Consider the following 1699-nt stretch of genomic DNA (forward strand, 5'->3'; position numbering starts at 1 on the left):
GAAAAATGCATCTGGTTGCGTTCCTGCTGGCGGGGCCGACGGCGCACCACCATGGGGCGTGGCGGCATCCGGAGGCCGACCTGGGGGTGTTCACGCCGCAATGGCACGAACATATCGCCCGGGTGCTGGAACCTACGGGATTCGCACATTTGACTCGGCTCCGAGGGCTGTGGCGATCGTGAACCCTGCGGTCATGGTTGCGAACTGTGCCCATCCTGCTCTCATTGTCTTCGGGCCGGGCGGTTTGTAGTAGCAATTCCAGCCCCCAAGTCTGGCAACGATCCAAGCCAGCCATGCAAGAGAATGCAGCGGGTGGCGGTTTTTCTGACGGTCGGTTTTGCCTTCCAGTGTTGCGCCGATGGCTTCGGCCACAGGCAACAAGACAGGATCGATCACATCGCTTGCCGGTCTTGGGCTACCGTTGCGTGCGTCCACCAACTGGATGGTTCGACACGCTGCGGCCAATCCGACGACGGCCAGCTTGAACAGCCGTCCAGCCTCATGCACCTGCGTCTCTTCCAGACGCATACCGTCGCTTTTCAGCGCGCGAAATATTTCTTCGATTCGCCACCTGAGGCGATATAGCCGCACGATTTCGCACGCCGCGGCGGCGTCGCCAACCTCGATCGTGGTCAGCAGGCGCCAGTGCAGTGGTTCTTCGTTCGCAGGCGGATTGATTTCGCGGGCCTCCACCAGCGTCATCGACACCGTCTCGGGTTCGGTCTTGGCGAACCCGTTGCGGGGCCGCTTGAGCGTGACCGGGCCGGCACGCAGTGCCACAGTCGCGATCCGGCCGGGATCGCCAACCCGGCGAGGCGCCACCTTGACCAGCATCTGCGTCAATTCGGGCCAAGCTGCCGCGCTGGCGAACAACGATGCGTCTTCGACCAGAGCGCGGTCTTGTGCGGCACGAACGATGAGATCAACCCCTGGCGGACGCCGGGCGAAGCAACTGTAAATGTCGTTCTCGCGATCGCCGACGACTACAACCGACGCCGCATCCGTCAACAATTCAGCGGCCCGCTCGGCTCCTCTCAGCCAGCGGATGCTCTCCTTGTCTTCAATCGCACGCTTGCGGCGTGGCGCCGTCTCGATCGCGTCGTCACGGGTCCAGATATGCGAGTCGAGAAGACCGAGAACAGCCTCCGTCTCGCTGTCGATGGCGACCAGGGGATGAATGAAAAAGCCGGCCGAAACCCCATCGCCGGCAGGCCCCAGTCCGCGGCGATTGGCCTCTCGGCCCGCGAAATTGATCTCGGTGGTGTCTTGCGCGACGACAATTCGCCGCCCTGCGGTGGCCGTGACGGTGCGCCCCGCCAGGGTTCCCAGCATCTCCTTGCACGTCACCGATGGGGCCGATAGGAAACGGTGGATCGCCAGTTCGCCGGCGCGCGTCTCACCAAGCTTGCGGATCACCAGCGATCCGGTCGCCGTAACCCGTTCGATCAGCTCCGTGCCGACGGCCGCTCGCCGTGCATCCCCGAAATAGCCAAGCGCTCCAGTCTGTTCCACCATGATGACCCGCCCTTCAAGACGGGATCACAGAATCGATACATCAACCGATTCACAAGTGGCGATCAACAAGTAGAATGTGTGAACGCCGTAGGCCGTAAGGGGAGAGCGGCCTCAGGAAAATGCCGTCGAGACTGAGCCGGACATACTCGTCGACGATGTCTTCGACCCTGTCGAGGCTCGCCTC

1 protein-coding gene is annotated in these 1699 nt (G+C 62.7%); it reads right to left on the reverse strand.

Features of this window, described 5'->3' with window-relative positions; translation table 11 throughout:
• Positions 1-132: 132 nt before the first annotated feature.
• Positions 133-1515, reverse strand: a complete 1383-nt coding sequence (locus VGP39_RS25515) for an IS4 family transposase (RefSeq protein WP_327570866.1) — start codon at positions 1513-1515, stop codon at positions 133-135.
• Positions 1516-1699: the final 184 nt, after the last annotated feature.

It is taken from the genome of Bradyrhizobium sp. (genome assembly GCF_036009065.1).
Classification (GTDB): domain Bacteria; phylum Pseudomonadota; class Alphaproteobacteria; order Rhizobiales; family Xanthobacteraceae; genus Bradyrhizobium.

Coding starts and splice junctions, on each gene's coding strand:
- VGP39_RS25515 (WP_327570866.1), bottom strand. CDS start 1,515: ATGGTGGAACAGACTGGAGCGCTTGGCTATTTCGGGGATGCACGGCGA.